The sequence below is a fragment of the Klebsiella sp. 28 genome (genome assembly GCF_018223905.1).
GTDB classification, from domain to species: Bacteria; Pseudomonadota; Gammaproteobacteria; order Enterobacterales; family Enterobacteriaceae; genus Klebsiella; species Klebsiella pneumoniae.
Genome location: NZ_JAGRQY010000066.1, coordinates 1 through 16,513 on the forward strand (window position 1 = coordinate 1; position 16,513 = coordinate 16,513).

Here is a 16,513-nt window from a genome sequence, read left to right on the forward strand (position 1 = left end):
CCCCTCCAGCTGACGGCCGGTCACGCTGTCGCTGGCGATCTCGAACGTCTTGCCGGCAAACCGCGCCGGCGCGGCAAAAACCGCCGCGACAAGATGGCCGATATCCTCCACCGCCAGCACCTGCATTCTCCCCTCCGGCAACATAAAAAATTGAAAACGACCTTCATCAAGGCCAAAACCAGGCATCACCAGCAGCTCCATAAAGGTGGCGGGCCGCACGATGGTCGCCGCCAGCGGCAGGCGGCGAATATGCCGTTCAATTTCCGCTTTGGTGTCATAATGCGCTACGCCGGTCGGCGTCTCCCCCGTCGCGCTGCCGGAGCTGTACACCAGATGCTTCACCCCGCACTCGACGGCAAGATCGGCGATGGTTATCCCGTAGCGTACCTCCTGCTCATCGGTCACCGTCCCTCCCGGCGAACTGGGCTGGACGCTGAAGACGCCGTCGACCCCGGCCATCGCCGACCGCATTGCCGCCCGGTCTTCAAAGGTACCCACGACCAGCTCGGCTCCCCGCGCCACCAGCGCAGCGGCCCCGGCGGAGAAAGGATCCCTGACCAGCGCCCGAACCCGCCAGCCGCGGTGCAGCAGCGCCCGCGCCACCGAGCCGCCCTGCTGACCGGTGGCGCCAAAAACCAACACGCTTTGCGCATTATTCATCACTGTTCCCCTTATCTGCAGCCTGTTTCCCGGCCTCTCGCCAGCGATAGTCACCTTGCTTATCCTTCTCCAGCCAGCCGCAGGAAGGCCCGGCAAAATGCCCGGTGAACCATTGAGCATGATGGCTTGCCCCCCACGCCATCATCTCCCGTCGCGAGACTTCCGCCTGCCGGGGATCGCCGCAGAACGCTGAATTCCACTGCGGATGGGCAAACTGGATCGGGGAATGCAGAAGATCGCCGGAGAAACAGGCGTAGTCATCTCCAGCGGCGAGGACCAGCGCGGCATGGTCCGGACTGTGGCCGGGGGTGGGAATAAAGTCGATCCGTCCGCCGACCCGCGGCCGGGTCGCCACATCGACGGTCTCCAGCTGGCCGGCCTCAATCACCGGCAGCAGGCTGTCAAGCCACAGCGCCCGGTAGCGTTCGCTGTTTTTCACCCGCGACAGCTCTTTTGCCGAGCACAGATAGCGGGCGTTGGGAAACAGCGGCACCCAGCGATCGTCCTGCCAGACGGTATTCCATCCGACATGGTCGGTATGCAGGTGAGTCAGTAGCACCAGGGTCACGTCCTCCGGGTTCACCCCCGCGGCGCGGAGATTCTCCAGATACGGCGTGTTAAGTTGATGATAGAGCGGATTGCCGCCGCGCTCCCGACCATTGCCGGTGGCGGTATCGATAACAATCAGATCGTGGGGGGTCTGCACCACCCAGCTGTGGATTGACAGCGCAATCGGCTGAATAACGGCCTCCGCCTCCGCTACCGGGAACGCCTCTGGATAGAGCGCTGCCGGCTGCAGGGAAATCTCGCGCTCCGGCACTTTGAAAATCAGGCTATCGCCTGTCTGGTAAGTTTGCATCACTCCCTCCGCGCGCATTGCGCTGGTTGATTTATCGGGGTGATATTCACTATGCTGCCGGGATAACCCACATTCAAATTGATTATCATAATGAACAAAATCATTGAAAATGATTTTAGTCGTATCGATCTGAATCTGTTGACGGTCTTGATGGTGCTGTACCGCGAAGGGAGCGTCACCCGCACCGCAGAGGTGCTCCATCTTGGCCAGCCGGCTATCAGCGGGGCGCTGAAACGGCTGCGCGAGATGTTTGACGACCCGCTGTTCGTGCGCAGCGCCAGAGGCATGCTGCCGACGCCGCGGGCGCAAGCGCTGATGACCGACCTGCAGCCGCTGATGGAAAACCTACATTCGGCGATGTTTGGCGCCGCAGAGTTCGTCCCGGCGCGCGCGCAGCAGCTTTTTCGCATCGGCCTCAGCGACTGGAGCGAGCACTGGCTGATGCCCCCGCTGTTACCCGGGCTGATGCAGGAGGCGCCCGGAGTCTCACTGCAGTCGATAGCCGCCGACCCCTTCCAGGTTCGCCAGTTGCTGGAGGAGGAGCGCATTGATGTCGCGGTGTCTGTCAACAAACAGAGCCGTGGGGAGATCGTCAGCGAGCCGGTGATGTCCATGGGAGTCACCACCCTGTGGTCGCCGCAGCAGATCCCCTGCCGCGGTCCGCTGTCGGTGAGCGACTTTGTCGCCTGGGAACATGTGATGGTGGCCTATCGCGAAACCGGCCACGGTGAAATTGACCGCCAGCTCGCCAGCCAGGGGCTCGCGCGGCGCGTGCGCTTTGCCACGCAGAATTTCTCCACCTTTCCCCTGCTGCTGACCACCCTGCCGCTGTTCGCCACCGTCCCGCAGGGGCTGGCGCAGCGCTGGCAGGCGCAGTATGCGCTGCGCGCGGACGCTCCGCCGGTAGCGTATCCGGAATTTACGCTGTGCATTTTGCGGCACAAACGGCGGGCGCAGGATCCGGCGCTGAACTGGCTGGTGACGATGTTAAAACAGGCCATGCGCGGCCAATAACCGGGCCGATGCCCCGGCATCAGGCCTCGCTGTTCGGGGGTTGCAGCACACGCCTGCTCCAGTCATAAAACGCGCGCACCGCCGGCGGCAGATAGCGGTTTTGCGGATAGACCAGCGACAAGGGAAGATCAGAAGCGGCCTGCTCCAGACAGGCGACCAGCGCCCCGCTCTGCAGATAAGGTTGCGCCAGATAGCTGGCGACGCGGATCAGGCCCAGCCCCTGAATGCCGGCCTGAATGTAGGCATCGGTATCGTCGACCACCAGCGTCTCCCGCATGCGGATCGCGTAGTCGCCTTCATCGAGGGAGAAAAGCCAGTCGATGGTCCGCCCGGTACGGTGATTCAGGTAGCCCACCGCCCGATGCTGGTGCAGTTCGTCGATGCTCTGCGGCCGGCCGTGGGCCGCGAGCCAGGCCGGCGAGGCGAGGACCATCCAGCGGTAGCGGGCCAGAGGACGCGCCACCAGGGTGGTGGAATCTTCGATCCGTCCGGTACGGATCACGCAGTCGAATCCCTCCTGAATTATATCTTCCACGTTGTCGCTTGAGCAGAGGATCAGCTCCAGGTCGGGATACTGCTGCAAAAACTCGCCGATCCTCGGCAGAATGCAGTGGCGGGCAAGGGATTGCGGCATCCCTACCTTGAACCGCCCGGCGGGCTGAGCCGAGCGCCCGGGAAAGGAGGCTTCCATCGCCGCCATCTCGGCCAGCAGCCTTTTACACTCCTCATAATACCGGCGACCCTCCGCCGTCACGCTGAGCTTGCGGGTGGTGCGCTGGAGAAGCTGCGCCCCGAGCCAGGCTTCCAGCTCCTTCACCACCCGCGATACCGTGGAGCGCGGCTGCCCGAGCACCTCCGCCGCGCGGGCGAAGCTGTGGGCATCCACGACCGCAACATAGACCTGCATGGCATCCAGTTTGTCCATTTCGTTACCCCCCCCGGCGCTCATTATCCCATTATTACGAACAGTCTAACCCGAAACGCTGTACTTATCGAATGTCGACCGTCCCCCTACACTGAGCCTGTAGCCAGTCAACACAAGGCTTAACTGAGCAAGGAGTTAAAATGAAAACTGATAATTTTAATCATGCGGAAAAGGTATTGGTGCTGGGAGCGGGACAACTGGGCGCCGCCGTTCTCGATGCGCTGGTGCCTGCGGTAATCGAGCGCCAGGGCACGGTCTCGGTCATCGTCTCGCCGGCGGCCTGGGATGAAGCCGGCCAGCTGCGGTCGGCAAACCATCAGGCGCTGGCCGACGCCGGAGCCACCTTCCTCGCCGTCGACATCGCCGGTAGCGCCATGGAGACGCTGGCCGATCAGTTTCGTGGATTCACCACCGTGATTAACTGCATGGGGTTTGTCGCCGGTCCGGGGACACAGCTGAAAATTACCCGCGCGGTGCTGGCGGCCGGGGTACCCCGCTATTTTCCCTGGCAGTTTGGCGTCAATTACGATGTGGTAGGCAAAGGCAGCGGTCAGCCGGTCTGGGACGAGCAGTACGATGTCCGGACCCTGCTGCGCGCGCAGCGGGCCACGGAGTGGGTCATTGTCTCCACCGGGATGTTTACCAGCTTTCTCTTCGAACCAGACTTCGATGTAGTGAATTTATCCAACCGAACCCTTCACGCCCTTGGCAGCTGGGATACCCAGGTGACCGTCACCTCACCGGCGGATATTGGCCGCCTGACCACGGCGATTTATCTGCATCAGCCGCGGATCGTCAACGAGGTGGTGTTTGTTGCCGGCGAAACGACCTCTTACCGGCAGTTGGCGGATACCGTGGAGCGCGTAACGCAGCAGACGTTCAGCAAAGCCGTCCACACCCTGCCCGCCCTGCTGGAGCAGCTGCGGACAAACCCGGATGACGCCATGCTGCGCTATCGCGCCGCCTTCGCCCGGGGGGATGGCGTGTGGTGGCCGATGGGCGACACCTGGAATGCCCGCCACCAGCTGCCGACCCAGGACATTGCCGGCTGGCTGCAGACCGCGCGCTGATTTTCTCTCACAGGACAGAATGACGATGAACAAGTTAATTCCACTGATCGTATTGAGTTGTCTGCTGCCCCTGGCGGCAAATGCCAGAACCATCACCGCCACCGGCGATACCCTGGACCATGCGGAGAGCAAAATCCGCCAGCAAGCCGCCCGCGAGGGCGCGACTACCTATCGCATCACTGAAGCGCGAATGGGCAACAAAGTGCATATCACGGCGAAAATCGCGGACTAAAGCACCGGCGTCAGGCTCAGGGATGAGCTGCCGGCAGCCCGCGCGCCAGGTCAGGCGCTCATTTTTTCCCGTCGACGATCGCGGCCCGGCGGCGCGCCATACAGGCGAGCGTATTCCCGGGTGAACTGCGACACGCTGATATAGCCCACCTCCCCGGCAGCCTGCGCAATACTCATCCCTTCCGCCAGCATCAGGCGGCGGGCGTGGATCAGGCGTAACTGCTTCTGAAACTGCAGCGGCGACAGCGTGGTCATGGCGCGGAAATGACGGTGAAAGACAGAGACGCTCATCCCGGCGGCGTCGGCCAGCGCGTCGACGCTGACTGGCTGCATAAAATCCCGGCGCAGCATCGCCACCGCCCGACGGATCCGCGCCGAATGGCTGTCTACGGCGCCCAGCGCCCGGATGGCCGGCCCATGGACACTCTGCAACAGCCAGTAATGCAGCTCCCGCCGCAGACCTTCCCCCAGCACCGCCAGCGCCCCCGGTTGATCAAACAGCCTTGCCAGCCGGTAAGCGGCATCCGTCACATCGGCGTTCATCGGTTCGATACCAACGCGGGGCGCCTCATCCGGCCCTGACGGCCCGGCCTCCTGCAGCTCGCGCAGGATAGCCAGGTCCAGCTCCAGCACCAGCGCGTAATAGGGAAAACGCTGACTGGCCTCGGTGATCTGGCTGGTAGTGGGAACATCCGCGGCAATCACCATCGCCTCGCCCGGACCATAGTCAAAGCTGGCCAGGCCGGTGGTCACGCTCTTACGCCCCTGGAGCAGCATGGCCACCAGCGGCCTGGCGATAGCCGCCTGCAGGTCACCAGGATGCAGGGCCCGCACCAGAGTAATACCGGGAACCGGGGTAACTGCCACCCCGCTGCTATCGACATGAGCATCGGCAAACCGGCGGCAGAGATCGAACAGAGCGTCGCGCATAAGATCCTTTCAGGCAAGTTTTAAAGCCTGAGTATGCGCTATTTCCCGGCAAAAGGGAGTGAACGGAGAGAAATGGGCAAAAAATAACAAGGATTGGGCAACCCGGCCCGGTGAGCCTCTCCTATTGTAAGGACTCCACATACCAGAGAGGACCGAACATGACTAAAATTGCACTTATTACCGGCGCCAACCGCGGCCTTGGCCGTCAGACTGCACTGGATATCGCCCGCCAGGGTGGGGATGTCATCGTCACCTACCGCGGCAGTCTCGAACAGGCGGAAGCGGTGGTCGCCGACATCCGCGCCCTGGGCCGCAAGGCCATCGCCCTACCGCTGGATATGGCGCAAACCGCCAGCTTCCCGGCCTTCGCCGACAGCCTCGGCAGCGCGCTGGCCAGCGTCTGGGGGCGGGCCACTTTCGACCACCTGATCAATAACGCAGGGCACGGCGAATTCGCCCCGCTGGCCGAAACGCGCGAAGCGCAGTTCGACGGGCTGTTTAACGTCCACGTTAAGGGGGTATTTTTCCTCGTACAAACCCTGCTGCCGCTGCTGGCAGACGGCGGGCGGATCGTTAACTTTTCCTCCGGGCTGACCCGCGTCTCCTATCCTGGCTTCTCCGCCTACGCCGCCGCCAAAGCGGCTGTGGAGATGCTGAGCGTGTATATGGCCCGCGAGCTGGGCGGGCGCGGCATCACCGTCAATACCATCGCCCCCGGCGCTATCGCCACCGATTTTGGCGGTGGGCTGGTGCGGGACGATGCAGAGGTAAACGCGCAGTTTGCCGCCATGACGGCGCTGGGACGGGTGGGCGTTCCCGAGGATATTGGGCCGATGATCGCCAGCCTGCTACGCGACGATAACCGCTGGGTGACCGCCCAGCGGATCGAGGTGTCGGGCGGACAAACCATCTGACGACTCAGGCTGGCAGGATGCGCTCCAGCGCCAGGCCTGCCAGCCGCACGGTCTCCAGAAGACGCGGCAGACTATCCCCTTCCCGCGCTTTCGCCGACAGGCCAAGCATCAGCGTATCCATATAGTCAGTCACCCGCAGCGCGTCCTGCGGGCGATGGCGGGCGATATACTGCTGGATTTTGGCTCTTGCCGCAGCATGCCATTCGCCTGCCGCCACCCGGGCATCAGCATCCTGACAATGTACCCCCTCCAGTACCAGGCAGCCGGCGGCGGCCGGATCGGCCACATAGCGGCGAGCCGCCTCCTGCAGTACGGCGATGAGCGACGCCGCCACCGGCTGGTCGTCTCGCAGCAGGGCATCGATGGGAATGGCCCCGGTCTGGCTGTAGCGCTGCAGGACGCGGGTATACAGCCCGAGCTTGTTGCCGAAAGCAGCATAAAAGCTCGGGGGGTTGATGCCGAAAGCCTGGGTCAGATCGGCCACGCTCACCGCGTCGTAGCCTCGCGCGTGGAAGAGGCGTTGCGCCGTTTCAATGGCCTGTTCCGCATCAAACTGGCGGGGACGTCCCGGAGTGCGCCCTGGTTTTGTAGTGGTCACTATATTAATCCTTGACAGCCTGTTTTGCCGCAGCATATTGTAATCATCACTACAATATCATGAGGTGCGGGATATGACAGCGTTTCACAACAAATCAGTGCTGGTTTTAGGCGGGAGTCGGGGAATTGGCGCGGCGATCGTCAGGCGTTTTGTCGCCGATGGCGCGTCGGTGGTGTTTAGCTATTCCGGTTCGCCGGAAGCGGCCGAGCGGCTGGCGGCAGAGACCGGCAGCACGGCGGTGCAGGCGGACAGCGCCGATCGCGATGCGGTGATAAGCCTGGTCCGCGACAGCGGCCCGCTGGACGTGTTAGTGGTCAATGCCGGGATCGCGCTTTTCGGTGACGCTCTCGAGCAGGACAGCGATGCCATCGATCGCCTGTTCCGCATCAATATTCACGCCCCCTACCATGCCTCCGTCGAAGCGGCGCGCCGCATGCCGGAAGGCGGGCGCATTATTGTCATCGGCTCGGTCAATGGCGATCGCATGCCGTTGCCGGGAATGACGGCCTATGCGCTCAGCAAATCGGCCCTGCAGGGACTGGCGCGCGGCCTGGCGCGGGATTTTGGCCCGCGCGGCATCACGGTCAACGTCGTCCAGCCCGGCCCAATTGATACCGACGCCAACCCGGAGAACGGCCCGATGAAAGAGCTGATGCACAGCTTTATGGCCATTAAGCGCCATGGCCGTCCGGAAGAGGTGGCGGGAATGGTGGCGTGGCTGGCCGGTCCGGAGGCATCGTTTGTCACTGGCGCCATGCACACCATCGACGGAGCGTTTGGCGCCTGATACCTCAGGGCGGCGATGCGCGCTTTGCACCGCCGCCGCGGGGACGTCATCGCCTGTCAGGGATCATCAGGCCAGGCTATCGACCGCCATAAAAAAGCGATCTTCGGTAAGCATAAGCCGCGCTTCCGGGGACTGGTGCGCCTTGCGGATCATCCAGCCCTCCTCCGGGGCCAGGCTCAGATAAAACACCTCCCGGGATCCCGCGCCGTCGGGCGCCTCAAGACTCAGGGTCACGATCCCCTTTTCCACGCCATCCAACAGCTGCTGCGGCACGATATTGACGCTGCGCTCGCCGTTTTGCAGACGAATGGCCGGGATATCGTAGCGGCAGATGCCGCTGTTGAGGCTGTAGCCAAGGGTACTCAGGTCGTGGAGATGGCGGGTCGAAATCACCACCTCAATACCGGTTCCATCAAACCACTGACTTATCTGCTGAGCCAGCTCCGCCATCTGCTGACGAAACCTGGCGATATCCGCGGCGGCCGCCCCGTCGAGGGCCTCTGTCCGCCGCGGATTTTGCTGTTGCTGCAGTTTCTTAAAAAAACGTTCCCTCGCTGTCACGTTATCTCCCTGTGCTGTGATGAAACCGGTTGGGCTGGATGAAGATGGTTATCGCCCGTTCGCTGGTTACGAAGATTGAGGGCGAACTGGCGCGATGGCCCCGCTGCAAATGTTTGTTTTTTTACGTTACTTCGCCGCTTCAGGCCTGAGCCGTAGCTGGTTGTGTTCGGCGGTGAAAATGCGCGGCTTGTCCGGATCCAATTCCTCACGCGCCAGCACCTGCTTCCAGGTATTTCTTTGTGTGTCCGGATGGCGGAACAGGCCGACAACCGCCACGAACGTCGCCTCCGCTTCCAGCGGCATATTCAGACTGGCGTCCCCTCCGGGACCGATCACCACATCGCGACTGGCGAGGAGATCGGCGGCGAGCAGAATATCCCCCTCCTCCAGCAGCTGCTGGTAAACCAGCCGGTCAAAGGTCTGGCGATCTTTAAGCTGATAGATGCGCACCACCACCGGTTCAGAGAGCGAGTGATTCTCTCTGGCATCGGTGTTGAGCGCTTCGCGCGCGGTAAAGTCCAGATGCAGCGTATTAATTTTCTTATAAAAAACGGCGTTGAAGGCAGACTTTGTTCCCTCCGAGACGCGCTGGGTGAGTCCGCATCCGCTCAGGCAAAGCGCAAGCAGGGGCAGCAGACAGGCGGTTTTAGTCAAACTTATACGTAACACGTCGGTTTCCTTGTAGAAAGGTGGCAGGCTGCAGGCCCGTATAGGTACCCAGCTCGGTGGTAAAGGTCTGAGGAATATCGTCCTCACTCTCGCCCTCACCCACGCCCAGCACGCCGTTCATACCGAGCCAGAACGGCTCGTCCCCCAGCGGCGGGACAGCCAGCAGTCGGGTCGGCGCGGTCAGGGTGATGTTGGCCCGGAATCGCCAGCCGAGGTATACCCGCAGCAGGATGAGAAAGTCCCGAAACAGCGGGCCGTCAGGCTTCCAGCCCTGCGCCTCCGCGGGATTGTCGGTGGTAAGGGCGACGAGGAGCTGGCTGCTGGCATCCATCGCTTCGTCACCCAGCGGCGTATTGCCGTCCAGGAAGAAGTCGTCATCGCCGTAAAACCCCAGCGGCTGGCTGATCGCCACCGGACGCAGGCTGTACGGGCTCACCCTGACGGTGGTCTCCGGGGCCAGCAGGGTGACCAGCGCCTGGATCCCCTGCTGGGTTTTGCCCGGCTGACGCAGCACGCCGGTTAGCGCCAGAAAGCGCGACGCCGGCGAGGCGATATGCTGCGTCGTGCCGGGGATGCCTAGCCCCGCCAGGCCCAGTAGCGACTGCGAGAGACGATCGGTGCCGCCGGGCTCAAAGGTGGCGGGCCAGGAGTATTTCCGCCAGATGCGGTAAAACTGCGTCATGATCCGGTGGCTGAAGATATCCAGTAAGCCCTGCAGCGCTTCATGCCCTTCCCTGTGCTGGGCGATATCATCGAGATATGCCGTCGGGAGCGGCGAATCGACACCGTACAACCCCATAAAGGTGGTGCGAATGACCGGCGGCCTGCTGTCATCGGCCTCATCGTATTCCACGGCTTTCAGTTCGCTGGCGGGAAATCCCATTCCCGGATGCGGGTAAAAACGCACCGGATCGTCAGCCGGATGGCTGGTTCCCCCCATCAGCGGTTGGCCGGGACGCCGTTTTTCCAGAAGCTGGCAGAAGCGGTAAAAATTGATCCGCGGCAGGTCGGCCTCCAGCCGCGGGGTCAGCCGGGAATGCGGCGGCTGTGCTTCTCTTCCCATTCCAGTCGTTCTCCGGTTGGTTGCAGAATGATAATCAGGCGGTTGAACAAGTAGATGTCGGTGTAGAGCGCGAAGAAGCGGCTAAGCATCTCGCCAAACAGGCATATATCGCCACGTCCGGCAAAGCCGTGACTGTCGAGGGTGACTTCAATCTGCACGCCGCGCACCAGATGGCCCTGTGCAAAGCGCTCTGTTGCGCGGTGCTTCACGTCGAGGATGGCTTCCAGACGCCGACGATTCATCTCGCTGTCGGTCCATTCATACAGCGCCAGGGTGCCGCGCAGGACCTCCGCGTTATCCATCAGGGAAAGAAAACTGCTGCCCAGATGGCTCAGCACCCGCCAGTGAAAACGGTCCTGGGCGGGGGGATAGCACGGCAGCGTCGGCGCGCAGAGGTTACGCACTGCAATACTGGCGGAAGTGGTTTTCATCACCGTATCGAGCACGGTGCTCTGCAGCGCGCGACGCGGCAGCTGGCCGTTGGTTCCGGTGAGGGTCAGCGACAGGCTTTCATCTTCCGGTACGGTATGATTATCAAAGGCTTCTCCGCCGACGATAAGCCAGGTGTTGTACAGCCCGGAGGGGCCACGGCGCACCCGGGTATGATAGTAATAGTCCGCCGCGTCATGACGCATCATGCCGCCTTTGTGGCGAAAACTTGAGAACGGCGCGTAAACCTGCTGGTGCGAGGAGATCACGGAATCGACGGTGTAAATTTCGGTGTGGCCGTCCTGCACGCGCATCGGGCGCAGCGGGTATTCGGTCTGCAGGGAATTGATGGTCAGCGGATCCGACTCCAGCGGAAACAGGTTGATCACTGGCACGCAGTGCAGGCGCAGCTGCTTTTCGCTGAAGCGGAAGTCATGTTCCCAGCGTTCCGCCAGCACGACGTCGATTTCAAACCACGCCAGTCCGGCCGGAAAAACCACCGTCTCCAGCCCGCGCAGATCGATGAACATGAACTTTTCGCGGAAGGTAAAATACTCCAGCAGCAGCTGGTAACCGCGAAAACTGCGGCCATCTTCAGGCCAGAGGCCGTCATCCTCGCCAAATCCCAGCGCGCTGAAATACCCGTCCAGCGGCCTTCTGTCCACCTCATCGGGGATGCGCAGCCACATCCGGGCCACATTGAGGGTAAAGGCCTCGTGCATGGCGCAGGCCAGCGGCGCATCGGCGTTGCAGTACAGCGGGATATGACTGAGATCGACCCGGCGCCAGTCCGTCAGCTGGCTGCAGGTAAAGCGCAGCGTGATCACCGACCGGCCATCCGTATCGGTGGCCAGCTGGACGCGCTCCAGGGATAACGGCTGCAGAGCGATCGCTTTGGTGGTGGTGTACCGGCAGCGCGTGCCCTTTTCACCGATCGGCCGGGAAAGCACTTCAAAGCCTTTGGCCATCGTCATCGGCTCTTTCATTTCCGGCCAGTCGGGGGTGAACTCCACGACCGACATCGAGGGAATGGTACGTAAATAATGTGGCCACAGCAGACTGACCACGCCTTCGGTCAGCTCAGGCAGATCGTCATCGAGTTTCTCGCGCATGCGGCCCATCAGGAAGGCAAAACCTTCAAACAGGCGCTCGACAAAGGGGTCGCGGGCGCCCGCTTTGTCGAGATTGAGCATTGCCGCCTGCTCAGGATGAGCGCGGGCAAACTCTTCACCCGCTTCCAGCAGGTAGCGCATTTCAGCGTCGTAATAACGCAAGGTTAAATCGTCCATAAATTAATATTGATTTCCTTTCAATCATCAGATTTTGAAACTGGCAACTAAAAAAATAACCTTTATAACACCTGAATTAATACTTATAATTAAATGCCTTTATTTTTTTAAAACATTTATTGCTTGAACCATTTTTAATCGCGCCCTTAAAAAAATCATCTTTTATATAAATCGATGCGTAGCACACGCCCTCTTTTGAAGAAAGAATAAAATTTTGACCACCGCTACCTGCAGCGTTATATTCGTATTGACCACCAACCCTCCAACCAATGTCGAGCGCTGCATCTTTCCTAATCAGAGATGTAAACGAAGCTTTAATCTTAACTCTTTTTCCAGGTGCTATAATTTCAGGCTTTGATCGTACTATACGCGCGACTTCGTCAGGCTCAGGTTCGACATTATATATGCTCTCACCTGCATATACGAATATAGTTTCGTTAGTGTTATTTATAATAACAACGACTGGCCTTATCGGAATAAAATGAGCGACAAGGACTAACACCGCTATAAATAATGCAATACCCGTTAACGTTTTTGTTTTTTTCAAAATGATTCGTCACTTTTTTCTGGATTATCTGTATTCCAGCACCAATGATTTTCTCTTGAGTGAGGAAGGTGCGCGCCAGGTGTTGTTTCTAAAACGCAAAGAATATTATCTGCCGTCAACGTCTCAGCAAATTTCCCATGTTCATAAAATAGATTAAACCCTATTTTCATGCTAGTAATGTCATCCATGGTATCATCCCCCATGGCACCTGGCGTCATGTTTTGTTCCCAAGTGGACCCTTTCAAGAGAATTGCTTCAGAAAAACCGACACTACGTCCAACATAACCATAATGTATGTTTGACCAAACATCATAAAAATAATCATGCTGTTTAAACTTATGATAATAAGACTTTGATGATTTTCCTTTCCTGGGAAGTGGTCGTGCTACTGCAACGGATGAAAAAAGATCGCGGATCTTCGGTTTATGATCCCAGATTGAACCTGTTTTCACGGTCTGATACCAAATAGCCATTGCAGCAAGTAAATCTGCTTTTGGGGGGCGGCCCCAGCCTTGCATAAAAGGGAAGTTTATTCCATTCAGTAAGTCTTTTTATTATAAAATCTACGTCGATTAAATATCGTATTGTTTCTGCCGTATCGCTTCTGACATTCGCCTTTATTTCACTTATTATATATTCTGCAACTTTAATCGCCCCATCTGTGTGAGTACACTGTCGTTCAGTCTTATTTTCTGGATGAAGATTCTTATAGGGTTCCTGTAAACATGCCATAAGCCCATTGAGTGAAAATAAAGTAGTTATGCATTCACCTCCTTTCTCATAAGTATCATTCATCATTGATGGAATAAACCTCGCCTTACAGGGGCAAGTACTAAAGCTGTCGAGGGTTCCGGCCATTCGCCGGCCATGAATGGTATCGTTGTCGATGCCACCGGCAATCTTGTATAGCCCTGCGTGCTTTCCGCAAGTGACGCTGTCCTGCTCCCGGGCAACAGGTTTATCAAACAGAGTGTGATCTTCTGCGCCTGTAGTGATTCTTCCGCCGCAGGTCGTTCTGTCTCCCTGTACCAGATAAAAACCTTTTGCTGCCATATGTTCTCCTTAGTGTCAGTTTCCGTTCTGTTAGCCGCAAAGCACCGCGCTACTGGCTGGATCGAGCGCAATCAGACCTGCCAGCAATTGATCCATCTCCGGTTGCAACCGTAACTTTTCACTCTCGCTGCGCGTGGCTTTCATGCGCAGTAGCCTGAGCCGTCGCGATTTAATCTCGAACAACAGGGCTGGGATCCACTGCGTGAGGGTGATTGATCCCGCCGCATCGTCGAGTTCTCGCAGAAGATAGAGCGCGAGGTCATTCTTCCCCTTTTGTTCGGCCACGCGGGCCATCAGCAGGCGCAACAGCCATTTTTCTTTAGTGGATTCAGTGCCCGGGCGCGTCTGAATCCAGTGGAGTGCAGCATCGAGACCGTCAGTGTCAGCCTTCTCGAGCGCTTCAGGTTCAAGGGCCAGAATGTCGTTATCAGCGCCGCTGGCAGCCGATACTGGCTCATCCTGCCAGACGGACATATCGTCGAGTACACTCTGATTTATCCAGTTCAGCGTGACCTCATCGGCAAATGGTGTGCCGTCGTTAAAAGCTAATGTTTCAAGCCCGGTGAGACGGCGCAGCAATCCTTTCAGATCGGCAATTATAATATCGGCCAGCACATCCTGACCCGACCTCACCAGCGCCTGATGGATATACCATTGCAGGTCAAGCCAGAGGTGGTTAGCGCCACGTGAGAAGGTACTGTCCGCCTGTTCCAGTATCTCCGACCAGCTCTGTTGCAGGTACAGCCGCTTGAGCATGGCACGCTGATCTGCTCTGGGAGGCTCGATACGTGTTTTTCCTTCAGCATCAGGCGCAGGGATGATTGTCAAGGTGTCATGACGAAGGCTTTTCATTAGCCGATGTGCGGCAAGCCAGCCATCGGGTTGAACACGCAGATATGCTGTCAGGGTTCGCGCCTGGGCCAGCAGATCCTGACCGGAGGTGATGTTACTGAGAACCGGCGCTTCGTATTCAGCCATGCGTGAAGCGGTTTGAGCCAGCCCCCGGTTTCCGACGTTCTGCGGCACCACCGCATCGACTCCCCCGCCCTTTATCAAACGAGACTCCAGTGCACCCCAGAGTGCTTGCAGATCTGGCCGTGATGTTTCTGGTTCTGTCGTCAGACAATCATCAATGAGAAGCAGCGCGCCGACGGTACGCCTTGCGTCCTCCCGCACAACTTCTGGAAAAAGTGAAAGACTGTCTAAGATACGAGTACCCGCCAGCCACTCGAGGGCTGCTTTGCGGCTACGGTCGCGCTGCGGATAAAGCTGCATACCATATCGTTGCAGCAAGCCTGCCAGCAGCTCCAGCCCATCGGCCAAGCCAGCTTCCCCGTCCTGGTGCAAACGGGCCCAGCAGTAATAGGTAACAATCCGGATATCTTTTGTTGTTGCCAGTAACTGTCCAGCCAACTGGCAAATCAGTACGGTATCGACACCGGAGATCTTATTGACCTCCTCGCGGATACGCTGAAAATCATCGTCATAGCCCGGATCGCTCCCGGTGGGCTGGCTATCACTGATTGGCGCAAGCCAGGACTGCCACTTCGCCTGACGTGACCGGGCCTGCTGGCGCAGTACGCTTTCATCCAACTGACTGGCGGCAACCAAATTTTGTAGAATACTCATAATTCCATCTCATCCATGTCACTATTCCCTACCCCCGTCGTCAGGGCCTGTGCGCTCTCAGCCGCATCGACAGTGAAAATCTTATCCGGCAGGGTCAATCCGCGCAGCGCCAGAAGCGCCAGCGGGCCGCTCCCAAGCTGGGAGCGCAATACCCACTGCAGGGTGCGGCCATCCGGGGCGGAGAAGCTCATCATCCACTGGCTGCGATCCAGCGGATGGCGTTTACCCTGCTCCAGCCAGCGAATAAAGCCCCAGGTACCGCTGTAGTCACCGAACAGACGCGTGCCCGCATTGACGGTGGTCCAGGTCAGCAGAGTGCCGGGTTTATACGTCTCCCCCGGCCAGCGGAAAGTCTGCCAGTCGGCCATCTGATTGAAATAGCGCAGCTTTTGGCCGTCTATCGTCAGCTGTGTCTCGACAACCTCCGGGGCAGGCCTGGCCTGTAACTCAAAGCTGATCCCCTGGCTGCCGTCGGTGAAAAGAATGTCGGACAGCTGGCTTAGCTGGTTGATCGCGCGCAGAAAGGCCGGATTAAAGACCAGGCCGTGACTGTTGACCTTATCCGGCACCCATTGGCTGCCTTCTTTATGCAGGACACCGTTCAGCTCCGTCGTGAGAAAACGTTCGATTCGCCCGCTGTCTTTGCGCACAAACTCAGCCAGCATCGGCAGGGAGGCATCGCTTTTGCTGGCGGCAAACGGAAAGCGTCCGTCAAAGGCGGTGTGCCAGTTGGTGACCACCGAGCGGCGCCATTTATCATTCAGACTGGCCGCCGACGGCAGAAGCACGGTTTCCCAGGCCTGAGTCAGCGGCTGCACAAACAGAGTATTACCGAAGCCACTCCACTCTTCGCCAAGGCTTGCCGAAATCAGGCTACCGTACTGTTGCGTGTCGGTCAGGTCGACGCTTTTCCCCTGGAAGACGGTCTGCGCCAGAGTCTGCATCATCTCCAGCGGATCGGAGGCATTCGCAACCTGCTGCAGGCGCAGGCGCACGCGGGTGATACGGGTCAGATAGGTTTGCAGGCTCAGGGAGCTATCGGCCGACATGACGTTGCTGCCCGTGTTTTTCCCCATCAGCTGGAGCAGTGGGCCGAACGTGTCATCCAGAGGCCCCTGCGGGCCGGCTGCCGACTGGTCGATGACCGGCTTGTCTTTCCCGCCCACCAGATCTTTGGCCGATTTAATAAGGCTGTCCGACAGCCCCTTCCTTTGTTGCCCCGCCTGCCCCTGCCAGGCAAGGGTATTCATCAGGGCAATCAGCGGCGACTGGCGGACATCGCTAA

The 16,513-nt window shown here is 59.2% G+C and carries 17 protein-coding genes and 1 pseudogene; 5 read left to right on the forward strand and 13 right to left on the reverse strand.

The window, feature by feature from the left end:
- Together KHQ28_RS12180 and KHQ28_RS12185 are read right to left on the reverse strand one after the other, a co-directional pair.
- A partial coding sequence (locus KHQ28_RS12180; RefSeq protein ID WP_211777610.1) for an NmrA/HSCARG family protein occupies positions 1 to 660 on the reverse strand: 660 nt, incomplete at its 3' end.
- Positions 653 to 1,522 (reverse strand): MBL fold metallo-hydrolase, encoded by an 870-nt coding sequence (locus tag KHQ28_RS12185; RefSeq protein WP_020324664.1) that lies wholly within the window; start codon positions 1,520 to 1,522, stop codon positions 653 to 655. The genes KHQ28_RS12180 and KHQ28_RS12185, both read right to left, overlap by 8 nt.
- A gap of 87 nt (positions 1,523 to 1,609) precedes the next feature.
- On the opposite strand from KHQ28_RS12185, the gene KHQ28_RS12190 reads away from it, so the two are divergent.
- The gene (locus KHQ28_RS12190; protein ID WP_020324633.1) at positions 1,610 to 2,533 is read left to right on the forward strand and encodes a LysR family transcriptional regulator; all 924 of its coding nucleotides are present in this window, start codon (positions 1,610 to 1,612) and stop codon (positions 2,531 to 2,533) included.
- A gap of 19 nt (positions 2,534 to 2,552) precedes the next feature.
- Here KHQ28_RS12190 and KHQ28_RS12200 read toward each other — a convergent pair whose 3' ends face one another.
- Positions 2,553 to 3,458, reverse strand: a complete 906-nt coding sequence (locus KHQ28_RS12200) for a LysR family transcriptional regulator (protein ID WP_029498283.1) — start codon at positions 3,456 to 3,458, stop codon at positions 2,553 to 2,555.
- A 140-nt stretch (positions 3,459 to 3,598) separates the two neighbouring features.
- Here KHQ28_RS12200 and KHQ28_RS12205 point away from each other — a divergent pair, with 140 nt between their 5' ends.
- Both KHQ28_RS12205 and KHQ28_RS12210 read left to right on the forward strand, forming a co-directional pair.
- Complete coding sequence (locus KHQ28_RS12205; protein WP_002902287.1) at positions 3,599 to 4,528, forward strand: aromatic alcohol reductase; 930 nt, start codon at positions 3,599 to 3,601, stop codon at positions 4,526 to 4,528.
- Positions 4,529 to 4,553: 25 nt separating this feature from the next.
- Positions 4,554 to 4,760 (forward strand): DUF1471 domain-containing protein, encoded by a 207-nt coding sequence (locus tag KHQ28_RS12210; protein WP_004179576.1) that lies wholly within the window; start codon positions 4,554 to 4,556, stop codon positions 4,758 to 4,760.
- 50 nt (positions 4,761 to 4,810) lie between these two features.
- On the opposite strand, the gene KHQ28_RS12215 is transcribed toward KHQ28_RS12210, so the two are convergent.
- Positions 4,811 to 5,689 (reverse strand): AraC family transcriptional regulator, encoded by an 879-nt coding sequence (locus KHQ28_RS12215; RefSeq protein ID WP_004151595.1) that lies wholly within the window; start codon positions 5,687 to 5,689, stop codon positions 4,811 to 4,813.
- A 158-nt stretch (positions 5,690 to 5,847) separates the two neighbouring features.
- Here KHQ28_RS12215 and KHQ28_RS12220 point away from each other — a divergent pair, with 158 nt between their 5' ends.
- Positions 5,848 to 6,603, forward strand: a complete 756-nt coding sequence (locus tag KHQ28_RS12220; RefSeq protein WP_004151596.1) for an SDR family NAD(P)-dependent oxidoreductase — start codon at positions 5,848 to 5,850, stop codon at positions 6,601 to 6,603.
- 4 nt (positions 6,604 to 6,607) lie between these two features.
- Here the strand turns inward: KHQ28_RS12220 and KHQ28_RS12225 are convergent, their stop codons facing one another.
- Positions 6,608 to 7,201: a TetR/AcrR family transcriptional regulator gene (locus tag KHQ28_RS12225; protein WP_032419042.1), complete on the reverse strand. Its 594-nt coding sequence runs from the start codon at positions 7,199 to 7,201 to the stop codon at positions 6,608 to 6,610.
- A 73-nt stretch (positions 7,202 to 7,274) separates the two neighbouring features.
- On the opposite strand from KHQ28_RS12225, the gene bdcA reads away from it, so the two are divergent.
- Positions 7,275 to 7,988 (forward strand): SDR family oxidoreductase, encoded by a 714-nt coding sequence (gene bdcA / locus KHQ28_RS12230; protein ID WP_032419043.1) that lies wholly within the window; start codon positions 7,275 to 7,277, stop codon positions 7,986 to 7,988.
- Between the two features lie 66 nt (positions 7,989 to 8,054).
- Here bdcA and KHQ28_RS12235 read toward each other — a convergent pair whose 3' ends face one another.
- The 8 genes and pseudogenes from KHQ28_RS12235 to KHQ28_RS12270 all read right to left on the reverse strand — a co-directional run.
- Positions 8,055 to 8,549: a hypothetical protein gene (locus tag KHQ28_RS12235; protein WP_004212340.1), complete on the reverse strand. Its 495-nt coding sequence runs from the start codon at positions 8,547 to 8,549 to the stop codon at positions 8,055 to 8,057.
- 126 nt (positions 8,550 to 8,675) lie between these two features.
- On the reverse strand, positions 8,676 to 9,218 hold the full coding sequence (tssJ, locus tag KHQ28_RS12240; protein ID WP_004176417.1) for a type VI secretion system lipoprotein TssJ: 543 nt from the start codon (positions 9,216 to 9,218) through the stop codon (positions 8,676 to 8,678).
- Complete coding sequence (gene tssG, locus KHQ28_RS12245) at positions 9,196 to 10,281, reverse strand: type VI secretion system baseplate subunit TssG (RefSeq protein WP_004176418.1); 1,086 nt, start codon at positions 10,279 to 10,281, stop codon at positions 9,196 to 9,198. Before tssG ends, tssJ begins: the two co-directional genes overlap by 23 nt.
- On the reverse strand, positions 10,245 to 11,999 hold the full coding sequence (gene tssF, locus KHQ28_RS12250) for a type VI secretion system baseplate subunit TssF (protein ID WP_020324625.1): 1,755 nt from the start codon (positions 11,997 to 11,999) through the stop codon (positions 10,245 to 10,247). Before tssF ends, tssG begins: the two co-directional genes overlap by 37 nt.
- 76 nt (positions 12,000 to 12,075) lie before the next feature.
- Positions 12,076 to 12,546: a hypothetical protein gene (locus tag KHQ28_RS12255; RefSeq protein WP_022631448.1), complete on the reverse strand. Its 471-nt coding sequence runs from the start codon at positions 12,544 to 12,546 to the stop codon at positions 12,076 to 12,078.
- Positions 12,543 to 13,618: pseudogene (locus tag KHQ28_RS29600) on the reverse strand (polymorphic toxin type 44 domain-containing protein). The gene KHQ28_RS12255 and the pseudogene KHQ28_RS29600 overlap by 4 nt, the downstream one beginning before the upstream one ends.
- Positions 13,619 to 13,629: 11 nt before the next feature.
- Entirely contained in the window at positions 13,630 to 15,228 is a 1,599-nt protein-coding gene (gene tssA, locus KHQ28_RS12265; RefSeq protein ID WP_040215798.1) for a type VI secretion system protein TssA, read from the reverse strand.
- Positions 15,225 to 16,513: type VI secretion IcmF C-terminal domain-containing protein (locus KHQ28_RS12270; protein ID WP_323131607.1), on the reverse strand; the 1,289-nt coding region annotated here is incomplete at its 5' end. The genes KHQ28_RS12270 and tssA, both read right to left, overlap by 4 nt.